This is a genomic window from Methylobacterium currus (genome assembly GCF_003058325.1).
In the GTDB taxonomy this organism is placed as follows: Bacteria; Pseudomonadota; Alphaproteobacteria; order Rhizobiales; family Beijerinckiaceae; genus Methylobacterium; species Methylobacterium currus.
This window is the reverse complement of record NZ_CP028844.1, coordinates 634,476-653,680: the sequence shown is the minus strand read 5'-3', so window position 1 is coordinate 653,680 and position 19,205 is coordinate 634,476. Positions and strand designations below refer to the sequence as shown.

Genomic DNA, 19,205 nt, shown 5'->3' with positions numbered 1-19,205 from the left:
CTCACACCCCCAGATACGCCGCCGTCACCTCCGGGTTGCGGGCGATGTCCGCCGCCTGGCCCTGGAGCCGGATGCGCCCGGTCTCCAGCACGTAGGCGTAATCGGCGATGGCGAGCGCCGCGCTGGCATTCTGCTCGACGAGCAGGATGGTGCGGCCCTCCGCGCGCAAGGACGCGATGATCGAGAAGATCTCGTCGACGATGAGGGGGGCGAGGCCCATCGAGGGCTCGTCGAGGAGGAGGAGCACCGGCTCGGCCATGAGGGCGCGGCCCATCGCCAGCATCTGCTGCTCGCCGCCCGAGAGGTAGCCCGCCTGCTGGCGCAGCCGCTCGGCCAGCCGCGGAAACCGCGCCTCGACCGCCGCTTGCCGCCGCGCCGCTTCCGGCCCCGGCACGTGGTAGGCGCCGAGCCGAAGGTTCTCGGCCACCGTCATGTTGGCGAAGACCTGGCGCCCTTCCGGCACCTGCACGATGCCGCGCCGCGCGATGCGGTGGGCGGCCTCGCCGGCGATGTCGACCGGCGTCCCGTCGCCGAACAGCACCCGGCCGGCCCGGGGCTTCATGAGCCCCGAGAGGCTGCGCAGGATCGTGGTCTTGCCGGCGCCGTTGGAGCCGATCAGCGACACGATGCTGCCGCGCCGCACCGACAGGCCGATGCCGTGGACCACGTCGGCCCGGCCGTAGCCGAGGCGCAGGCCTTCCACTGCGAGCAACTCGCTCACGACCGATCGAGTCATGATGCTTGTCCCCGGCTCACGCCGACCTCGTGGCTGCCGGTGCCCAGATAGGCCTCGATCACCGCCGGATGGGCGCGCACCTCCGCGGGCGTGCCGTCGGCGATCCGCCGGCCGAAATTCAGGACCGTCAGCCGATCGCACAGGCTCATCACGAGGGGCATGTCGTGCTCGACGAGCAGCAGGGTCAGGCCGCGCTCGTCGCGCAGGCGGCGCAGGAGGCCGAGGAGGGCGTGGGTCTCGGCCGGGTTCATGCCGGCGGCGGGTTCGTCGAGGAGCACGAGACGCGGCTCGCAGGCCAGCGCCCGGGCGATCTCGAGCCGGCGCTGGTCGCCGTAGGGCAGGTCGCCCGCGCGGGTGTCGGCAGCCTCGGACAGGCCCACGAAGGAGAGGAGGTCGCGCGCCTTGGCCTTGGCCTGGCGCTCCTCGGCCCGGAATCCGGGGCCGCGGAGCAGGATGCCCCAGGTCGAGAACAGCCGCGTGTGCAGGCCGGTCATCACGTTCTCGAGCACCGTCATCTCGGAGAAGATGCGGATGTTCTGGAACGTGCGGGCGAGGCCGAGCGCCGTGCGCCGATAGGGCGGCAGCCCGTCGAGCGGCTGGTCGCCGAGGCGCACGCTGCCGGCGCTCGGCGCCAGCACGCCGGAGACGAGGTTGAACAGGGTGGTCTTGCCGGCGCCGTTCGGCCCGATCAGCCCGTGGACGGTGCCGGGCCGGACTGCGAAGTCGACCGAATCGACCGCGACGAGGCCCTGGAAGCGGCGGGTCAGGCCCTGGACGGTGAGGAGTGCCGAGACGTGCTGAGTCATCGCGTCAGCCCGTCCGGGCGATGCGCCAGGGCAGGATGCCCCGGGGCATGAAGAGGACGGCGAGCACGATGATCAGGCCGTTCACCATCAGGCGGAAATCGGCGAGCGGGCGCAGCACCTCCGGCAGCAGCGTGAGAATCGTCGAGCCCAGCACCGGCGCGAGCGGCGAGCCGATGCCGCCGAGCAACGCGTAGCTCAGGATCGTCACCGCCGCCTCGAACCCGTACTCGTTCGGGCCGATGAACGAGGAGACATGGGCCGAAAGGCAGCCCGCCACCCCGGCCATGGCCGAGGAGGCGACGAGGGCCACCAGCCGGTAGCGCGGCAGGTTCACCCCCATCACGCCGGCCGCGGCCTCGTCCTCGCGCATCGCCTCCATGGCGCGGCCGACGCGGGAGCGTGCCACGAGCGTCAGGCCGACGAGCAGCACCGCGAGGGTGCCGTAGATCGCCGGCACGCCGCCGCGCTCCGGGATGTTGGAAAGGCCGAGCGCCCCACCGGCATAGTCCCAGTTGAGGAAGACGATGCGGGTGATCTCGCCGAGCCCGATCGTCGCGATGGCGAGGTAGACGCCGGTGAGCCGCAAAGTCGGCCCGCCGACGATCAAGGCCAGCACGGCCGGCACCAGGGCGGCGGCGACCATCGACACGGCGAAGGGCGCGCCGAACTTCACCGAGAGCAGGGCGCCCGTATAGGCGCCGACGCCCATGAAGGCGGCCTGGCCGAGGGAGAGCTGGCCCACCGCCAGCACCACGTAGACCGACAAGGCCAGGATGCCGTTCACCCCGATCCCGTGGATCAGGCTCTGGTAGGTCCAGTAGAAATCGTCGAGGGCTTCCCACATGGTGTTCAGGCCCGCTTGGCGGCGGCGCGGCCGAACAGGCCGAGCGGACGGAACCACAGGGTGGCGACGAGGAGGGCGAAGGCGATCATGTCCTTGAGGGTCGAGGAGAGGTAGGCGGCGGTGAGCACCTCGGCGAGGCCGAGAAGCAGGCCGGCGAGGAGGGCGCCGCGCAGGTCGCCGAGCCCGCCCACGATGATGACCGCGAAGCCGCGGAGCATCATGTGCTCGCCCATGAAGGGCTGGATGGCGTTGAAGTTGAGCCCGACGAGCACCCCCGCCGCGCCTCCGATGGCGCCGGACAGGAACGACACCACCCGCAGCATCAGGGCGCCGTTGATGCCCATCAGCGACGCGGCGTCCGGGTTCTCGGCCACCGCCCGGATGGCGAGGCCGACCCGCGAGCCGCGCACCAGCGCCAGCAGCGCCAGCATCAGCACGATGGCGGCGGCGAGGATCAGGATCTGGGTGGTGCCGATCCGCACGTCGCCGAGGCTGTAGGCGCCCCCGGAAAAGACCTCGGCCGGGAAGCGCCGGATCTCGGTACCCAACGCCGCCGCCATGCCGGCATAGAGGAAGAGCGTGGCGCCGAGCGTCACCATCAGGGACGCGAGTTCGGGCGCCTTCGCCTTGCGCAGCCGGGTGAGGAGCAGGGTGTCGAGGAGGACGGCGATCAGTCCGGCGATCAGCGCACCGACCGGCAGCGCCGCCCAGATCGGCAGCCCGGCCGCCTGCGTGCTCCAGAGCGCCGCGAAGGCGCCCAGGGCGAAGTAGACCCCGTAGGTGAGGTTGATCACGCCCATCACCCCGAACATCAGCGTGAAGCCGATGGCGAAGAGGGCGTAGGTCGCGCCGAGCACGACGCCGTTGACGAGCTGCTGCTCAAGCATGGGGCTTAAAGAGTTCGAGGGGCGCCCGGCGCCCGCTGCGGCCCGGCCTTCAGGGCCGGACAGGATGGCGATGGCGCGACGTGGCGGATATCGCGCGGCGGGTCAATCGGTGGGAAGCGGGGCGCGGGACGGGCCGGCGCCGGCGCGTGATAAATAAAGCGCGGTTCCCCTCTCCCGTGTGGGAGAGGGGATCCTGCGTTCTATTCCCGACGCACCGTTGATCGACGCCGACTTACTGCAGCAGCTGGAACTTGCCGCCCTTCATCACCAGCACCACCACGCCGGAGGTATCGGCCGGGTCGCGGCTGTCGGAGAAGGAGAACGGCCCCATCACGCCGGTGTGCTTCACCTTGATCAGCGCGTCCTTGATCTTCTCGGAGTCCGGCGCGCCGGCGGCGTCGATCGCCTTGGCGACGATGAACAGGGTGTCGTAGGCCTGGGCCGCGAACTGGTCGGGCAGGTCGCCGCCGTACTTGTCCTTGAAGGCGTTGACGAAGGCCTGGTTGGCCGCGTCCGGCTTGCCGATGAACCACGGGCTGCCGACGAGGGTGCCGTCCGCCGCCTTGCCGGCGATGTCGCCGAGCTTGGGCGAGTTCAGGCCGTTGCCGCCGATGAAGAACACCTTCTCGGGGATGCCGAGCTGGCGCGCCTGAAGCTCGATGCCCGACGCCGCCTCGACCAGCGCCGACAGCACGATCGCGTCGGGGTTCAGCGCCTTGATCTTGGTGAGCTGGGCGGAAAAATCCGAATCCTTCGAGCCGAAGGTCTCGGTCGTCAGGGTCTCGATGCCGAGCTTCTCGAGCGAGGCCTTCATCACGTCGTAGGCCGACTTGGTGAAGGCGTCGTCGTTACCGTACATCACGGCGACGCGCTTGATGCCGAACTTGTCCTTGGCGGTCTTGAGCGTGACCGGGATGACGTCGGCCTCGGGCAGCGAGGTGCGGAAGACGTAGGGGCCGATCGCCGTGATGCCGTTGGCGGTGGTCGAGGTGCCGACGATCGGCACCTTGCGCTCGTTGGCGACGGGGCCGGCGGCGAACATCTCGTTCGACAGGGTCGGGCCGAGGATCAGCGGGACCTTGTCGCGGCCGATCAGCTTGCGGGCGGCGTTGAGCGCCTGCTCCTTGGCCCCGGCCGAATCCTCGTAGGCGATGGCCAGGGGACGGCCGCCGAGCACGCCGCCGGCCTTGTTGATGTCGGCGAGCGCGAGGTCGAACCCGCGCTGGATCGCGATGCCGTAACGGCTGTTCGGCCCGGTGAGGATCTCGATCGCGCCGAGCTTCACCGGTGCCTTGTCCTGCGCCTGCGCGCCGGCCAGGCTGCTCCCCAGCAGCGCCGCCGCGAGCAGCACTCTCCTCGACATCGACCGCATCCCGGTTCCTCCTCGCATCCGCCGTTCTCGTTGGGCCGCGTGCCGATGCGGGCCTGGACCCCGAACCGTCGCGCTGGACGAGACAGGGCCTTAAAGCACTGGAGCGGGGAGGTAAATCGATTCCGGTCGTGCGCGCATGCGAGAACGGCCCCGCTTCGCAGCGGGGCCGTCCTGTCGAGCGGGTTCGGCCGGGCGAGACGGCTCAGAGCGCGCGGTCGAAGCGCAGCTCGCCGGCCTGGCTCTTGATCACCAGCTGCGAGCCGACCAGATCCCATTGGCCCGAGGTGCGCAGCGCGGTGAGGAACTGCATCTCGGAGGCGCCGACCACCTTGTCGCAATTGCGCTTGGTCAGCGCCAGCGGGCCGACCGCCAGGTGCTGCTCCTTGAGCGGGAAGGCGGTCGCCGCGAAGGTGTTGCAGCCGCCGAAGCCGCGGGCGCGGTACTGCTTGTCGATGATGAAGCTCGGCCGCTCGGTCCCCGCGAAGGGCTTGCCGTTGAGGCTCACCGCCGTCCAGGTCGAATCGAGCGGGAAGACCTTCTCCTGGGCCTTCGTCGGCGGGATGTATTGCGGCGTGCTGGCCTTGTCCCGGTTCTTCTGGCCGTAGCCCATCATGTTCTGCGCCGAAGCCTGCGTCGCCGACGCCAACAGCGCGACGGCACCAGCGGCCAGCGCAACCTGCATCGCCTTCATCGCATTCCCCATTTGTCTTGTCGTGTTGGTGGCGGACCGTAGAGAGGGCATTCCGCGCCCGCAACCCTGACTGCCGGCGCGGATGCCTCGTCGCGGCATCTTGCCGACGACTGTTGCAATTATGCGGCAAGCTTGGCCATAATATGGCACGACTCGCGAAAGCTTGTCGGTGTGGCAACGAAAGCGGAGCCCCGCCGTTAGCCAGGGCGTCGCCGCAGCGTTGCGCGACGGAACGAGCCACGAGAGAGCAGGGGGCGAGCTTCAGTGAACGGCGCAGACGACATCACGGCGGCGCAGCTGCGCCGGGCGCGGGACCTGCTGGGCTGGTCGGAGGACGACCTGGCCTTGCGCGCCAATGTCGACGCGGAGAGCATCCGCCACTTCGAGGCGGGCCGCTACCCGCCGTCGCCCGAGCAGCGGGCCGCGATCCGCGGCGCCCTGGTGGCGGCGGGGGTGGAGCTGACCGACGGCGCCTATCCGGACGCCCGGCTGCGCCCGGACGATGCGCCGGACAAGGGCATCCATCCGAGCGAGCTCACCACCGAGAACGACCGCTGACCGACTGGCCGGCGTCGCGGGCGCGGCGGGACGGGGCTTCGCGGTCGTCGCCGCCGAGCCGAAGGCCCTCGCCGGCCAGGTCGGGGCGGTGCGCGATTCGACCGGTTCGGTGGTCGCGGCCATCGCCGGCAGCATCCGCGTGATCGGCGGCGTGTCCGCCTCGATCGCGGCTGAGGTGGAGGAGCAGGACGCGGCGACCCAGGAGATCGTCCGCAACGTCTCCCAGGCCGCGACCGGGACCGGCGAGGTCACGGGCCATATCGGCGTCCTCCGGCCTGTCGCATCAGTCCGGCCGCCTGAGCGCCGAGGCGCGCCGCTTCGCCGAGACGATCCGGGCGGCGTGATGCGAAGCGCGGGGCTCCGGCCGGGATGGGCGAGAGCGGGTCCCGCGGGACGATTTCTCGCGGGGCAGCCGAGTCAGGGAACGGCTGTCCCGCCGCCCACCATGGCGGCGATCGCATCGACCGCTCCCTCGGCAAGGGGCAGGCCTGGATCCCGGTAGGCGGCGATGTTCGCAGCCCGGTCGTCCGATGCGACGGGCTTGAGGACGTGGTTGGCCTCGGCCAGCACCACCAGGCGGGACGCGGGGCACGCGCGGTGCAGGGTTTCCGCGTCGGCACGACCGACCTGGATGTCGCGCGCGCCCTGCAGGATGAGCACCGGCACCCGCGCCTGCGCGATCAGCGCCGCAGGATCGACCCGGAGCATGCTGATCAGGAAGCCCTGCACCGCGGGGCGGAACAGCGGCTGCAGCATCGGGCTCACGGTCTCGACCCGCTTGCCATGCTCGAAGCGGGCCAGCGCGTCGAGCGCCTCGGCCAGGATGCCCGCATTGGCCGGGTCGGCGGCGAGCTGCTCGCGGAGCACCGCGCCGAGCGGGCGGCCCGGCACCGCCGCCAGGATCAGTCCGGCAAGGCTGGGCGAGGTCCGCGCCGCCGCCAGGGCCACCAGCCCGCCCTCGCTGTGGCCGAGGAGCCAGACCGGCGCCGCCGCGTCGCGCCGGCGGATCTCCGCGATCCAGGCCCGGACGTCGTCGACGTAGTCGCCGAATGTCACCGCGTTGGGATCGGCGGCGGCGAGCCGGCTGCCATACATGCCGCGCTTGTCGATCCGCAGGGAGGCGATGCCGCGCGCCGCCAGCCCCTCGGCGAGGAGGCGGTAGGTGCCGGCCGTCACGCCGCCCGGGTTGTTGCCGTCGCGATCGGTCGGCCCAGAACCCGGGATGATGAGGAGGACGGGTGCGCCGGGCGACGCCGACTGCCAAGTGCCTTCGAGCCGACCGCCGGGGCCGGTGGCGTGAACGACGAGGGCAGGGGACATCGCGCGCGGTCTCCAGTCGGAGGTTCGCCCGGCACCACCGTCGTCAGCCCAGCGCCAGGGCCTTGAGGTCGAAGCCGGGATCCGCCGCCTCGTCGGGCGTCGGGCTCCGGCCAGCCTGGATCAGGCGCCGGGCGATCATGTGGTCGGCCGGGCGGTTGAGGGATTCGACGCCGGCGAGGCGTTCGCCGCGATAGCAGAACACCGACACGCCGCCGGCTGCCGGGTCGCCTCGGCGCACCGCGCGGTCGTGCGGCTGGCACAGGCCGGCGATCTGGAGCTTGAGCGGTCCCTGGTCGCTCCAGAACCACGGCACCGCCGTGAAGGCGGCGGGCCGCCCGGTGAGGCGGGCAGCGACGCAGCGGGCGCCGTCGACGGCGTTCTGCACCGATTCGATCCGCACCCGCGCGCCTTCCGCATGGGGCGAGGGGAAGCTGGCGCAGTCGCCGACCGCCGAGATCGCCGGGTCCTCGGTCGCGAGCATCGCGTCGGCCGCGATCCCGTTCTCGATCCGCAGACCGGCCGATGCCGCGAGATCGTGGTTCGGCAGGACGCCGATGCCGACAAGGACGAGGTCGGCCTCGACCTCGCGGCCGTCGGAGAGCGCCACCGCCCGGACCCGGTCGTCCCCGACGAGGGCCGAGACGGCGCTCCCGAACAGGAAGCGCGTGCCCGCCCGGCGGTGGGAGGCCTCGATCAGCCCCGCCATGCCGGGCGAGACCGAGCGGGCGAGGGGGCGCTCCAGCCCCTCGATCACCGTGACCGGAAGACCTGTCTGGGCGCAGACCGCCGCGAATTCGAGCCCGATGAAGCCGGCGCCCACCACGGCGACCGATCGCGCCTCGGCGAGCGCCGCCTTCAGGGCCTCGGCCTCGGCCAGCGTCCGCAGCTGGTGGACCCCCGGCAGATCGGCGCCGGGGACCGGCAGCGGGCGGTTGCGGGCACCGGTCGCCAGGACGAGGTGATCGTAGGGAAGCGCCTCCCCGGAGGCGAGGTGGAGGCGGCGCGCCGCCCGGTCGATCGCGACCGCGCGCTCCGTCGCGCGCACCGTCAGCCGATGCTCGGCGAAGTAGGCCTCCGGCCGGAGGGCGAGGCCCGCCGCGTCGGTCTTGCCCAGCATGTAGGCCTTCGACAGGGGAGGCCGGCCATAGGGCAGGCCGGGCTCCTCGCCGACGAGGGTCACCGGCCCGCCATAGACGCCCTCGCGCAGGGAGGCCCCGAGCTGAAAGCCGGCCTGGCCGGCGCCGACCACGACGATTCCGTTCATCGTCAGGACATAGCCCGGAAGACGCGGCGCCGTCGAGCTTGCCCGCTACCAGGCGACGCAGAGCTTGCCGAAATGGCTCCCGCTCTCCTGGTGGCGGAAGGCCTCGGGCAGCTCGGCGAAGGCATAGGTGCGGTCGATCACCGGGCGGATCCCGGTCCGGTCGAGGGCCGCGACGTAATCCTGCTGCTGGCGCCGGCTGCCGACGATCAGGCCCTGGAGCCGGGCCTGCTTGGCCATCAGCGCGGAGGTCGGGACCTCGCCGGCCCGCCCGGTGAGCACGCCGATCAGCGCGATATGGCCGCCGACGCGGACCGCCTCGATCGACTGCGCCAGGGTACCGGGCCCGCCGACCTCGACGACGTGGTCGACGCCGGCGCCCCCGGTCCAATCGCGCACCGCCCGGCCCCATTCCGGCGTCGTCCGGTAGTTGATGGTGTGGTCGGCGCCGAGCGCCCGCACCCGCTCGAGCTTGGCGTCGGAGGAGGAGGTGACGATCACCGCGGCGCCCATCGCCTTGGCGATCTGCAGGGCCGCGACCGAGACGCCGCCGGTGCCCAGCGCCAGCACCGTATCGCCAGCCTTCAGGCCGCCGTCGCCGACGAGGGCCCGCCAGGCCGTGAGGCCGGCGGTGGTGATGGTGGCGGATTCCGTGTGGTCCCAGCCGCGCGGCGCGCGGGTGAAGGCGCCGGCGGGCCGGACCGCATGCGCGAGGGCGAAGCCGTCGACCCCGTCGCCGGGCACCTGAGCGAAAGTGCCGACCGGTCCTTGAGGCAGCCCGTCCGCCCAGTGCGGGAAGAAGCAGGAGACCACCGCGTCGCCGGGGGCGAACTCGGTGACGCCGGGGCCGACCGCCTCGACGGTGCCGGCCCCGTCCGACATCAGCACCCGGCCGTCCTCGGTGGGGGAGCGCCCGCTCGCCACCAGCAGGTCGTGGAAGTTGAGCGAGGTCGCGTGGATCGCGACCCGGATCTCGCCGGGGCCCGGCGCGCCGGGATCGGGCCGCTCGGCGATCTCGAGCCGGTCGAGGCCGCCGGGCTTGCGGACGACGAAGGCCTTCATGTGTCCTCCTGACCGGTCGCGCCGCGGGGGCGGCGGGGTGCGGATGAGGGGACGCAGTTAGAACATGAACCGGCAGATTCGAGCGGGATGAACGGATTTTCGGTGGTGCCTCGGCGCCGTCCGAGCCTCGTTCGGCTTCTCAATGCTCCCGCGCCGCCAGCACTGCCTCGGCCCGGATCTCCTCGGTGAGCTGCGCCTTCAGCCGCGAGAAATCGGGGCTCGTCTTGATCGTGTAGTGGCGCGGATGGCCGAGATCGACCGGCACGTCGGCCTTGATCCGCCCGGGGCGGGCCGTCATCACGATCACCCGCGAGGCCATGAAGATCGCCTCCTCGATGTCGTGGGTGACGAAGATCACGGTCTTGCGCTCGCGCTCCCAGATGCCGAGCAGCAATTCCTGCATCAGCCCGCGGGTCTGGTTGTCCAGCGCCCCGAACGGCTCGTCGAGGAGCAGGATGGCGGGATCGTTGGCGAGCGCCCGTGCGATGGCGGTGCGCTGCTGCATGCCGCCGGAGAGCTGCTTGGGGTAATGCCCCTCGAAGCCGCGCAGGCCCACCTTGTCGAGATAGGCCGCGACGATCTCGCGGCGCTCCGCTGCGGGCACGCCGCGCTCGCGCAGACCGAAGCCGATATTCTCCGCGACCGTCAGCCAGGGGAACAGGGTGTAGGACTGGAACACCATGCCCCGGTCGGGGCCGGGCCCGCGCACCTCGCGCCCCTCGATCAGCACGCGGCCGGCGCTCGGCCGGTCGAGCCCGGCGACGATGCGGAGCAGCGTCGACTTTCCGCAGCCCGACGGCCCGAGGATGGTGATGAAGTCGTTCTTGGCGACGGAGAGGGTCGTAGGGCTGAGGGCCTGCACGGGTTTGGCGCCGCGGTGGCCGGGGAAGACCCGCGCCACGCCCTCGACCGCGACCTCGATCGTGTCCCGCATCAGGCGAGCTTCCAGGGAAACAGGAGCCGGTTGGCCGCCTTGAACAGGAAGTCCGAGACGAGGCCGATCAGCCCGATGACGATGATGCCGAAGATGATCTGGCCGGTGGCGAGCAGCGCCTGGCTCTCGATGATCATGTGGCCGATGCCCGACGAGGAGCCGATCAGCTCGGCGACGATGACGTAGGTCCAGGCCCAGCCGAGCACGAGGCGCAGGATCTCGGCGATCTCCGGAGCGGTCGCCGGGATCAGCACCCGGCGGATGATGCCGGTGTCGCTCGCCCCTAACGTATAGGCCGCCTCGACGAGGTCGCGCCGGACGTTGCCGACCGCGACCGCGATCATCAGGATCAGCTGGAACACCGAGCCGATGAAGATGACGAGCAGCTTCTGCGTCTCGCCGATGCCGGCCCACAGGATCAGCAGCGGCACGAAGGCCGAGGCCGGCAGGTAGCGGGCGAAGGAGACGAAGGGCTCGAAGAACGCCTCGACCGGCTTGTAGGCCCCCATCATCACCCCGAGCGGCACCGCCACCAGGCAGGCGAGCAGGAAGCCGCCGACCACCCGCCAGACCGTGACGCCGATATCCGACAGGAAATCGAACCGGGTGAGGAGCAGCCAGCCGTCCTGGACCATGGTCACCGGGTCGGCCAGGAAGGTCTTGGGGACCAGCCCCCCGAGGGTCGCGGCGGCCCAGGCCGCCACGAACAGCACGAAGAAGCTCAAGCCGAGGGCGGCCCTGGCCGGGCCGCCGACCGGCTGCAGCGGACGCAACGCGGTCACTGCACGAAGCGGCCGTCGACGAGCCCGCCGATGTCGGGCTTCTGCCGGATTACCCCGATCTCGAGCAGCAGGTCCGCCGCCTTCTCCGAGAAGGTCTGGATCTCGCCGCCGAAGAACGCCTTGTTGGCGGCGCGATCCTGCCAGCGCAGGAACTTCGCGGAATTGCCGAAGGCCTCCCCCGTCTGCTTCACGTCGGCGCCCATGATCTCGTAGGACTTTTGCGGGTCCTTGGCGATCATGTCGAGCGCCTCGAAGTAACTGTCGGCCAGCGCCTTCGCGGCCTTCGGGTTCTGGTCGAGGAAGTCGGGGGTGCAGCCGAAGGTGTCCATCACCATCGGGTAGTCGAGGGTGGTGGCGATGATCTTGCCGGCCTGCGGCGCGGCGCGCACCGACGAGAGATAGGGCTCGTAGGTCATCGCGGCGTCGTTCTGGCCGGCGATGAAGGCCTGCGCGGCAGGTCCCGGCTCGAGGTTGACGACCTTCACGTCCTTGAGGGACAGGCCGTTGGCCTTCAGGATCCAGGCGAGGCCGAAATACGGCGCGGTGCCGGGGACCGAGGCCGCGACCGTCTTGCCCTTCAGGTCCTTGATCGACGCCACGTCGTTGCGCACCGCGAGGCCGTCCGCCCCGTAGGACTTGTCGAGCTGGAAGATCTGCTTCGTCGGCACGCCGTTGGCGTTCCAGACCACCCAGGTCTCGACCGTGGTGGCGGCGCATTGCACATCGCCGGAGCGGATGGCGAGGTGGCGGCTCGCCTGCGGGATCTTCTTGAGCGAGACGTCGAGGCCGTTCTTCTTGAAGATGCCGGCTTCCTTGGCGAGCGTCAGCGGGGCGAAGCCGGTCCAGCCGGACAGGCCGACCGTCACCTTCGTCTCCTGCGCCTCAGCCGACGCCGCCAGTGCGACGGCCATTCCCAGCCCTGCGGCAACCGCCCTCATCGTTCCCTCCGCTCCAGCCTCGTCCGGTCAAGCCTGTCGTACCGGCGCCGGGCGTTTGTGTATAGACATAATAGCGGGCAGGCTGCCCGCCGATCCGGCACATCCCCCATCGATCCGGGTCCTGCACCCGAACGGCTCCGGGCGCGTTGTCGGGGCTGACGCCCATGTCGCGAGGAGCATTCGGATGAGCGGAACAACGCGCCCCACCGTCGTGGTGACCGGCGGCAGCGCCGGGGTCGGGCGCGCCGTCGCGGTCGCGTTCGGGCGGCGGGGCTGGAACGTCGGCATCGTGGCGCGCGGCCGGGCCGGGATCGAGGCGGCGGTCGAGGAGGTGCGGGCGGTCGGCGGGCAGGCGCTGGGCTACCGCGCCGACGTCGCCGACCCGGCGGCGGTCGACCGCGCGGCCGACGCCTTCGCGCAGGAATTCGGCGGCATCGACGTCTGGGTCAACAACGCCATGGTGACGGTCTATGCCGAGGTCGAGCACACGACCCCGGAGGAGTTCCGGCGCGTCACCGAGGTCACCTATCTGGGCCAGGTCCACGGCACGCTCGCGGCCCTGCGGCACATGCGCGAGGCCGACCGCGGCACCATCGTGCATGTCGGCTCGGCCCTGGCCTACCGGTCGATCCCGCTGCAATCGGCCTATTGCGCCGCCAAGTCGGCGGTGCGCGGCTTCGTCGACAGCCTGCGCACCGAATTGCTGCACCACCGCAGCCGCATCCGGCTCACCATGGTGCAGCTGCCGGCGGTGAACACGCCGCAATTCGACTGGGCCCGCTCGCGCCTGCCGCGCAAGCTCGAGCCGGTGCCGCCGATCTTCCAGCCCGAGGCGATCGCCGAGGAGATCCTGAGCGCCGCCCACGACGCGCCGCGCGAGCTGTGGATCGGCACCCCGTCCTGGCTCGCGATCTTCGGCGCGCAAGCCGCGCCCGCCTTCAGCGACCACTACCTCGCCCGCCACGGCTATCGCGGCGAGATGACCTCCGAGGCGGCGGAACGCGGCCGGCCCGACAACCTGTTCGAGCCGGTCGATGCCCGCCGCGATCACGGCGCCCACGGCCGGTTCGACGCGCGGGCGAAGGGCCGCGTCGTCGCCGCGGACCCGATGTGGCTGCATCTCGGGATGATCGCGGCGGCGGGGCTGATCGGCGGGACGGCGCTGGCGGCGGCGCGGCGGAGCGGGCGGGAACAGTCTCGCATCGCCAGATGAGCCCCGCGCCTGAACCCTCCCCCGCAGAGGGGGGAAGGCTTGGTGTGCGCGAGCCTGTCCGGTTCAGCGATCGAGGCGGTGCGCCACCATCCCCACCCCGGCCACCGCCAGCGCCAGCACCGCCCCGATCGCCGGCAGGTGGCCGTAGGGAACGCCGACCGTGATCGCGACGCCCCCGAGCCAGGCGCCGAGCGCGTTGCCGAGGTTGAACGCACCCTGGTTCACCGTGGAGGCGAGGTTGCGGGCGCCGTCCGCCGCGGTGAGCACCCGCAGCTGCAACGGCGCCACGAGGGCGAAGGCGAGGATTCCCCACAGGCCGATGAGCGCCGTCGCGGGCATCAAGGCGGCACTCGCCGGCACCAGGGCCAACAGCACCGCGACGAGGGCGAGGCTCAGGCCAATCACCGAGGGCATTTGCCGCCAGTCGCCGAGGCGCCCGCCCAGGACGTTGCCGACGGTGAGGCCGACGCCGAACAGCAGCAGCACGCCGGTGATCGCCGACGGGGTCGCGCCGGCGGTGGCGGCGAGCAGCGGCGCCACGTAGGTGAAGACGCTGAACAGGCTCGCCGAGGCCAGTACGCTGAGCAGCATCGCGAGCACCACCTGCGTCCGGCGCAGGACCCTCATCTCCGAGAGCAGGCTGCCGGAGTCGTTGGCGAGATGCCGCGGCAGCCAGGCGAGGAGGGCGGCGGCGGCCACGAAGCCGATGCCGACCACAGCCCAGAACGTCGCCCGCCAGCCGAGCGCGTGGCCGAGCGCGGTGCCGAACGGAACGCCCAGCACGTTGGCCAGCGTGAGCCCGGTGAACATGATCGCGATGGCGCTGGCCTTGCGGTGCGGCGGCACGAGATCGGCGGCGACCACCGAGCCCAGGCCGAAGAAGGCGCCGTGGCAGAGCGCCGTGACGATCCGGGCGAGCATCAGGAGGCGGTAATCGGGCGCGAGCGCGCAGAGCGCGTTGCCGAGGATGAACAGGCCGACCAGCACCAGGAGCGCCCGGCGCCGGTCGAGGCGCGACAGGGCCACCGCCACCAGGGGCGAGCCGAAGGTGACGCTCAGCGCGTAGCCGGAGACCAGCAGGCCTGCCTTCGGGATGCCGACGCCGAGATCGGCCGCCATCTCCGGCAGCAGCCCCATGATGACGAATTCGGTGGTGCCGATGCCGAAGGAGGCCGCGGCGAGCGCCAGGAGGGCGAGCGCCGCGGACCGTCCGGTCGCGGTGGCGCCGGCTGTTTCGTGGAGAGTGTGCTGCATCGCCGTCCTCGCTGCTGCACCGCAGCATAAGGCGAGAGGGCGTCCCCGGTTCAGGCCGCCGGCCGCATGGCAGGCCTGCAGCGCGATTGGCAGGCCTGCGGCGCGGCGCGGCGCGCTGGCTCGCCGGCGATCAGGGTAGGGCGGCCCGCGGTCCCGTCCCGGCCGGCAAGGCCGCCAGCGCGTCGCGGATCGTCGCCTCGGTCAGGATCTGCGGCAGCACCGCGACGCCGCCGCGCCCGTCATAGAGCAGGTAGAGCGGCACGCCCGAGCGGCCGTTGGCCTCCAGCACCCGGGTGATCTCCGGGTTCTGGTTGGTCCAGTCGCCCTTGAGCTGCGCCACGTCGTGCGCCTTGAAGGCGGCGCGCACCGGCGCGGCCCGCAAGGTGGCGCGGTCGTTGACCTGGCAGGTGATGCACCACGCCGCCGTCATGTTGACGAAGACCGGCCGGCGCTCGGCGAGCAGCGCGTCGAGCCGGGTCTGGCTGAACGGCTCGATCCCGTCGACGCTCGCGACCGCCACCGGGCCGGCGCGGTCCTGATCGAGGGCCGCCAGCAGGCCGGCGAGACCGAGGAGTCCGAGGAGCACTGCGACGTGCGCGCCGCGCCGGGCGAGGGGGCCGGCCATCCGCCCGCGCTCGATCGTCCAGGCGCAGAACGCCACCAGCACGAGGCCGGTGAGGGCTGCCATCAGCCCGGTCGGCCCGACCTGCTGGCTCAGCACCCAGACCAGCCACGCCACCGTGAGGTAGAGCGGGAAGGCGAGGAGGCCCTTCAGGGTCTCCATCCAGGCGCCCGGCCGCGGCAGGCGTCGCAAGCCGGCCGGCCAGGCTGCCAGCAGGGCGAAGGGCAGGGCGAGGCCGAGGCCGAGCGCCGCGAACACCGTGAGGGCCACCGCCGCCCCTTGCGTCAGGCCGTAGCCGACCGCCGCGCCCATGAACGGCGCGGTGCAGGGCGTGGCGACCACGGTCGCCAGCACCCCGGTGAAGAACGAGCCCTCGAGCCCGGCGCGCCGGGTCAAGCCGTCGCCGAGCGACGCCGCCCGGCCGCCGAGATGCCAGACCCCCGACAGGCTCAACCCCATGGCGAACAGCCCGTAGGCGAGGCCGGCCACGACCAGGGGCGATTGCAGCTGGAAGCCCCAGCCGATCTGCGCGCCGCCGGCCCTGAGCGCGATCAGCAGACCGGCGAGGCTCAGGAACGTGGCGAGGACGCCCACTGCGTAGGCGAGGCCGTGCAGCCGCACCCGGCCCGAACTTTCCCCTGAGTGGCGCACAAGGCTCAAGACCTTGATCGACAGGACCGGGAAGACGCAGGGCATCAGGTTGAGCAGGAGCCCGCCCAGGAAGGCGAGGAACGCCGCCTGCCACAACCCCTCGGCCTCGACCGGGGCGGTCGCGGCGACCGGGGCGGTCGCGGTGTCCGGTGCGGCAGAAGCGGCACTCGCCGGCGCGGGCGCCTCCTCGCCCAGCGCATAGGCGCGGCGGACCGGGCCGGACCCGGTCTCCTCCGTGAAGGTCAGCACGCCGTCGGCCCGGGGTGCCGGCGCGTCGGCGCCAGCCTGGCTGCTGCGCTGGAGGCGCAGGTGCAGACCCGTGGCGTCGCTCGTCGCGACCTGCGCGGCGGCATGCTCCAGGGCGGTCTCGGAATAGGGGAAGAACGCGACGTCGCGGGCCCCGAGGTCCGGCGCCTCGACGGTCAGGACCGGCGTCGCGCCGTCCTGCACCATCCGGACCGGCCAGGGAGCGGGCGCCGGCAGCCGCTCGCGGGCTTGCGCGAACAGGGCGGCGGTCCGGGGATCGGGCCGCGGGCTGGTCCCGGCCGGCGCCACCGGCAGGCTCGTCGAGAGCGCGGCCTCGCCCGGCACGCATTCGCGCTCGCAGACGAGGTAGGAGACCTTGGCCTTGAGCGGGACCGGCCCCGGACCGAGCGTCCCGGGCGCCGTTACCGGCACCGTGAGCAGCACCTCGCCCTCGTAGCCGAAATTCATCAGGTCGCCGACCGGGATCCGCTCCGGCGCCGGCCACGCGACGCTGCCGGCGGAAAATCCCGTCGGCAGCGACCAGGCGATCTCCGGCGGCAGGCCCGAATCGCCGGGATTGCGCCAGTAGACGTGCCAGCCCGGCTTCATCGTCAGCCGCACGCCGGCCGTGAGAGTCGCGCCCGGCGCGACGGCGCCCTCCTGCGTGATCAGCTCGGCCCGGACGAGGTCGGCATATTTCGCGGGCCGCAGGCCCTGCGCGGTGGCGGCTCCCGCGGTGAGGCAGGAGGCGAGAAGGGCGAGGAGGGGCGCGAGGCGGGGCATGGCATCCGGGTTACCCGGACTCCGTGGCGCTGGCGAGGCCGAGCGGATCGCGTTCGCGTGAGGCGGCGGTCACGCGCGCCAGGGAGCGGGATCGAGTGCGGCGGCGAGCGCGTCGAGGAAGCGCCGGGTGCGGGCGGCGCGGGCGCGGCGGGGGGCGCCGAGGAGCGCCATCACGGGGGCATCGGGCAGGGTATGGCCCGGCAGCAACCGGACGAGGCGCCCCGCCCGCAGGTCGGCAGCGACGTGCCATTCCGAGCGCAGGATGATGCCCCGTCCGGCGAGCGCCCAGCCGCGCACCACCTCGCCGTCATTGCTGGCGAGGCGCGGCTCGATCCGGACCCGCTGCTCCTGCCCGTCGCGCCGGAAGCGCCACAGGGTCACGTCCTCGTCGTTCTCGCGCAAAGCGATGCAGGCGTGCGAGCGCAGGTCGGCCGGGGCGGCGGGCGTGCCGTGGGCGGCGAGATAGGCCGGCGCGGCGCAGGCTACCCGGTCGTTGGGCGCGAGGCGCCGGGCGATCAGGCCGGGCGCCGCCTGCGCGATCTCGCCGACATGAACCGCGAGGTCGAAGCTCCCGGACGGCACGCCGCCGAGGCGGTCGGAGAGCAGGAGGTCGATCGCGACCTGCGGATGGTCCGCCTGAAACGCTGCCGCGACAGGGGCGACGTGGCGGCGGCCGAAGCCGAGCGGCGCCACGATCCGCAGATGCCCCACCACCTGCCCGCGCCGTGCCGCCAGCGCCTCGTCGAGCTCGGCCAGCGAATCGACGATCCGCCGGCCGCGCTCGGCGATCAGCTCGCCCTCGTCGGTCAGCGCGAGGTGGCGCCCGGCCCGGTCGACGAGGTGCACGCCGAGCCGTTCCTCGAGGGCGCGCAGGCGCTGCGTGACCGCCGACGGCGAGACGTCGAGGGCGCGCGACGCGGCGGCCAGGGAGGGCGCCTCGGCGACGGCGAGGAAGAAGCGGAGATCGTCGGTTCCGAGCATTAAGCCAGAGCTTAAGGCAGAAGGCAGGCTGCGTTAATGGCGTTCCCGATCCTCCCGTGGTCTTCGTCGGGCGAGACGACGCGACCACGACGAGCGCACGACCATGGCCGAGCCGAGCCCGACCTTCCTGGATCGCCTGGAGACCCCCTGCCTTCTCCTCGAGGAGGCCCGTTTGCGCGCCAATGTCGCGCGGATGCGCGCGCATCTCGATGCGCTCGGCGTGATGCTCCGGCCGCACCTCAAGACCGCCAAGTCCCTCGACGTCGCGCGCATCGCGATGGCGTCGGCGGAAGGTCCCGCGACGGTCTCGACCTTGCGCGAGGCGGAGTCCTTGGCGGCGGGCGGGGTGCGGGACATGATCTACGCCGTCGGCATCGCCCCGGCCAAGCTGCCCCGGATCGCCGCCATCCGGGCCGGCGGCGCCGACCTCGCGGTCATCCTCGACAGCACCGAGCAGGCCGAGGCGGTGGCCGAGCACGCTCACGCCAGCGGCGATGCCGTGCCGGTGCTGATCGAGGTCGATGCCGACGGGCACCGCTCCGGCGTCGCGCCCGACGACCGTGACACCCTGGTGGCGATCGGCCGGCGGCTCACCGCCGGCGGCGCAGCCCTGCGCGGCGTCCTGCTCCATGCCGGCGACAGCTACGGCCTGAGCGATCCCGCCGCGCTCGCGGCGGCGGCGGAGGCCGAGCGGGTCGCGGCGGTGAGTGCGGCCGAGACCTTGCGGGCGGCGGGCCTGCCTTGTCCGGTCGTCAGCGTCGGCTCGACCCCGACCGCGCGCTTCGCCCGCGACCTCACCGGCGTCACCGAGGTCCGGGCCGGCGTGTTCATGCTCGGCGACCTGTTCCAGGCCGGCGTCGGTGCGGTGGCGGTCGAGGACATCGCCCTGTCGGTGCTCGCCACGGTGATCGGCCACCAGCGGGCGAAGGGCTGGATCGTCGTCGATGCCGGCTGGATGGCGCTCTCGCGCGACCGGGGCACGGCGCGCCAGGCCGTCGACCAGGGCTACGGCGTCGTCTGCGACGCGGCGGGCCGGCCCTATCCCGGCCTCGTCGTCCGCGACGCCAACCAGGAGCACGGCATCCTGGCCCTGCGGCCGGGCTCGGATGCCTCCCTACCGGACCTTCCGATCGGCGCGCAGGTCCGCATCCTCCCGAACCACGCCTGCGCGACGGGGGCGCAGCACGACCGGTACCACGTTCTCGACGAGGACGGCCGCGTCGCGGCCATCTGGCCCCGCATCAACGGCTGGTAGGAGTGGCCG

The 19,205-nt window shown here is 72.4% G+C and carries 18 protein-coding genes and 1 pseudogene; 4 read left to right on the top strand and 15 right to left on the bottom strand.

What is annotated here, in order from left to right; genetic code table 11:
• Position 1: 1 nt before the first annotated feature.
• From DA075_RS33140 to DA075_RS33115, 6 genes are all read right to left on the bottom strand, one after another.
• Positions 2-712, bottom strand: coding sequence for an ABC transporter ATP-binding protein (locus DA075_RS33140; protein WP_210207097.1), 711 nt, complete (start codon positions 710-712; stop codon positions 2-4).
• Positions 713-732: 20 nt separating this feature from the next.
• Positions 733-1,542 carry an ABC transporter ATP-binding protein gene (locus DA075_RS33135; protein WP_099957349.1) on the bottom strand — a complete coding sequence of 270 codons (810 nt, stop codon included), beginning with the start codon at positions 1,540-1,542 and terminating at the stop codon, positions 733-735.
• Between the two features lie 4 nt (positions 1,543-1,546).
• Complete coding sequence (locus DA075_RS33130) at positions 1,547-2,386, bottom strand: branched-chain amino acid ABC transporter permease (protein WP_099957348.1); 840 nt, start codon at positions 2,384-2,386, stop codon at positions 1,547-1,549.
• Positions 2,387-2,391: 5 nt separating this feature from the next.
• Complete coding sequence (locus DA075_RS33125; protein ID WP_099957347.1) at positions 2,392-3,273, bottom strand: branched-chain amino acid ABC transporter permease; 882 nt, start codon at positions 3,271-3,273, stop codon at positions 2,392-2,394.
• Between the two features lie 232 nt (positions 3,274-3,505).
• Complete coding sequence (locus tag DA075_RS33120) at positions 3,506-4,636, bottom strand: ABC transporter substrate-binding protein (RefSeq protein ID WP_244936653.1); 1,131 nt, start codon at positions 4,634-4,636, stop codon at positions 3,506-3,508.
• Between the two features lie 211 nt (positions 4,637-4,847).
• Positions 4,848-5,336: an META domain-containing protein gene (locus tag DA075_RS33115; protein WP_099957593.1), complete on the bottom strand. Its 489-nt coding sequence runs from the start codon at positions 5,334-5,336 to the stop codon at positions 4,848-4,850.
• Positions 5,337-5,600: 264 nt separating this feature from the next.
• Here DA075_RS33115 and DA075_RS33110 point away from each other — a divergent pair, with 264 nt between their 5' ends.
• Both DA075_RS33110 and DA075_RS37925 read left to right on the top strand, forming a co-directional pair.
• On the top strand, positions 5,601-5,894 hold the full coding sequence (locus DA075_RS33110; RefSeq protein ID WP_232388822.1) for a helix-turn-helix domain-containing protein: 294 nt from the start codon (positions 5,601-5,603) through the stop codon (positions 5,892-5,894).
• Positions 5,895-5,901: 7 nt separating this feature from the next.
• Positions 5,902-6,238, top strand: a pseudogene (locus DA075_RS37925) (methyl-accepting chemotaxis protein); the annotation flags it as partial.
• Positions 6,239-6,311: 73 nt separating this feature from the next.
• On the opposite strand, the gene DA075_RS33105 reads toward DA075_RS37925, so the two are convergent.
• From DA075_RS33105 to DA075_RS33080, 6 genes are all read right to left on the bottom strand, one after another.
• Entirely contained in the window at positions 6,312-7,214 is a 903-nt protein-coding gene (locus DA075_RS33105; protein WP_099957345.1) for an alpha/beta hydrolase, read from the bottom strand.
• 43 nt (positions 7,215-7,257) lie between these two features.
• Positions 7,258-8,478, bottom strand: coding sequence for an NAD(P)/FAD-dependent oxidoreductase (locus tag DA075_RS33100; protein ID WP_099957344.1), 1,221 nt, complete (start codon positions 8,476-8,478; stop codon positions 7,258-7,260).
• Positions 8,479-8,523: 45 nt separating this feature from the next.
• Positions 8,524-9,537 carry a zinc-dependent alcohol dehydrogenase family protein gene (locus DA075_RS33095; RefSeq protein ID WP_099957343.1) on the bottom strand — a complete coding sequence of 338 codons (1,014 nt, stop codon included), beginning with the start codon at positions 9,535-9,537 and terminating at the stop codon, positions 8,524-8,526.
• 139 nt (positions 9,538-9,676) lie between these two features.
• Positions 9,677-10,471 carry an ABC transporter ATP-binding protein gene (locus tag DA075_RS33090; protein ID WP_099957342.1) on the bottom strand — a complete coding sequence of 265 codons (795 nt, stop codon included), beginning with the start codon at positions 10,469-10,471 and terminating at the stop codon, positions 9,677-9,679.
• Positions 10,471-11,244 (bottom strand): ABC transporter permease, encoded by a 774-nt coding sequence (locus DA075_RS33085; RefSeq protein ID WP_099957591.1) that lies wholly within the window; start codon positions 11,242-11,244, stop codon positions 10,471-10,473. Before DA075_RS33085 ends, DA075_RS33090 begins: the two co-directional genes overlap by 1 nt.
• 5 nt (positions 11,245-11,249) lie before the next feature.
• Positions 11,250-12,191, bottom strand: coding sequence for an ABC transporter substrate-binding protein (locus DA075_RS33080; protein ID WP_099957341.1), 942 nt, complete (start codon positions 12,189-12,191; stop codon positions 11,250-11,252).
• 184 nt (positions 12,192-12,375) lie between these two features.
• On the opposite strand from DA075_RS33080, the gene DA075_RS33075 reads away from it, so the two are divergent.
• Positions 12,376-13,404 carry an SDR family oxidoreductase gene (locus tag DA075_RS33075; RefSeq protein WP_099957340.1) on the top strand — a complete coding sequence of 343 codons (1,029 nt, stop codon included), beginning with the start codon at positions 12,376-12,378 and terminating at the stop codon, positions 13,402-13,404.
• 63 nt (positions 13,405-13,467) lie between these two features.
• On the opposite strand, the gene DA075_RS33070 is transcribed toward DA075_RS33075, so the two are convergent.
• From DA075_RS33070 to DA075_RS33060, 3 genes are all read right to left on the bottom strand, one after another.
• Positions 13,468-14,658, bottom strand: coding sequence for an MFS transporter (locus tag DA075_RS33070; RefSeq protein WP_099957339.1), 1,191 nt, complete (start codon positions 14,656-14,658; stop codon positions 13,468-13,470).
• A gap of 130 nt (positions 14,659-14,788) precedes the next feature.
• A complete protein-coding gene (locus tag DA075_RS33065; RefSeq protein ID WP_099957338.1) occupies positions 14,789-16,960 on the bottom strand; it encodes a protein-disulfide reductase DsbD family protein in 2,172 nt (723 codons plus the stop codon).
• 69 nt (positions 16,961-17,029) lie between these two features.
• Complete coding sequence (locus DA075_RS33060; RefSeq protein ID WP_099957337.1) at positions 17,030-17,941, bottom strand: LysR family transcriptional regulator; 912 nt, start codon at positions 17,939-17,941, stop codon at positions 17,030-17,032.
• A 103-nt stretch (positions 17,942-18,044) separates the two neighbouring features.
• Here DA075_RS33060 and DA075_RS33055 point away from each other — a divergent pair, with 103 nt between their 5' ends.
• Complete coding sequence (locus tag DA075_RS33055) at positions 18,045-19,196, top strand: DSD1 family PLP-dependent enzyme (RefSeq protein ID WP_099957336.1); 1,152 nt, start codon at positions 18,045-18,047, stop codon at positions 19,194-19,196.
• Positions 19,197-19,205 lie beyond the last annotated feature (9 nt).

Excerpts from the sequence above, each read along its gene's own strand:
- DA075_RS33135 (WP_099957349.1), bottom strand. The coding sequence starts at position 1,542 with ATGACTCAGCACGTCTCGGCACTCCTCACCGTCCAGGGCCTGACCCGC.
- DA075_RS33130 (WP_099957348.1), bottom strand. The coding sequence starts at position 2,386 with ATGTGGGAAGCCCTCGACGATTTCTACTGGACCTACCAGAGCCTGATC.
- DA075_RS33125 (WP_099957347.1), bottom strand. The coding sequence starts at position 3,273 with ATGCTTGAGCAGCAGCTCGTCAACGGCGTCGTGCTCGGCGCGACCTAC.
- DA075_RS33120 (WP_244936653.1), bottom strand. The coding sequence starts at position 4,636 with ATGTCGAGGAGAGTGCTGCTCGCGGCGGCGCTGCTGGGGAGCAGCCTG.
- DA075_RS33115 (WP_099957593.1), bottom strand. The coding sequence starts at position 5,336 with ATGAAGGCGATGCAGGTTGCGCTGGCCGCTGGTGCCGTCGCGCTGTTG.
- DA075_RS33105 (WP_099957345.1), bottom strand. The coding sequence starts at position 7,214 with ATGTCCCCTGCCCTCGTCGTTCACGCCACCGGCCCCGGCGGTCGGCTC.
- DA075_RS33100 (WP_099957344.1), bottom strand. The coding sequence starts at position 8,478 with ATGAACGGAATCGTCGTGGTCGGCGCCGGCCAGGCCGGCTTTCAGCTC.
- DA075_RS33095 (WP_099957343.1), bottom strand. The coding sequence starts at position 9,537 with ATGAAGGCCTTCGTCGTCCGCAAGCCCGGCGGCCTCGACCGGCTCGAG.
- DA075_RS33090 (WP_099957342.1), bottom strand. The coding sequence starts at position 10,471 with ATGCGGGACACGATCGAGGTCGCGGTCGAGGGCGTGGCGCGGGTCTTC.
- DA075_RS33080 (WP_099957341.1), bottom strand. The coding sequence starts at position 12,191 with ATGAGGGCGGTTGCCGCAGGGCTGGGAATGGCCGTCGCACTGGCGGCG.
- DA075_RS33075 (WP_099957340.1), top strand. The coding sequence starts at position 12,376 with ATGAGCGGAACAACGCGCCCCACCGTCGTGGTGACCGGCGGCAGCGCC.
- DA075_RS33070 (WP_099957339.1), bottom strand. The coding sequence starts at position 14,658 with ATGCAGCACACTCTCCACGAAACAGCCGGCGCCACCGCGACCGGACGG.
- DA075_RS33065 (WP_099957338.1), bottom strand. The coding sequence starts at position 16,960 with ATGCCCCGCCTCGCGCCCCTCCTCGCCCTTCTCGCCTCCTGCCTCACC.
- DA075_RS33060 (WP_099957337.1), bottom strand. The coding sequence starts at position 17,941 with ATGCTCGGAACCGACGATCTCCGCTTCTTCCTCGCCGTCGCCGAGGCG.
- DA075_RS33055 (WP_099957336.1), top strand. The coding sequence starts at position 18,045 with ATGGCCGAGCCGAGCCCGACCTTCCTGGATCGCCTGGAGACCCCCTGC.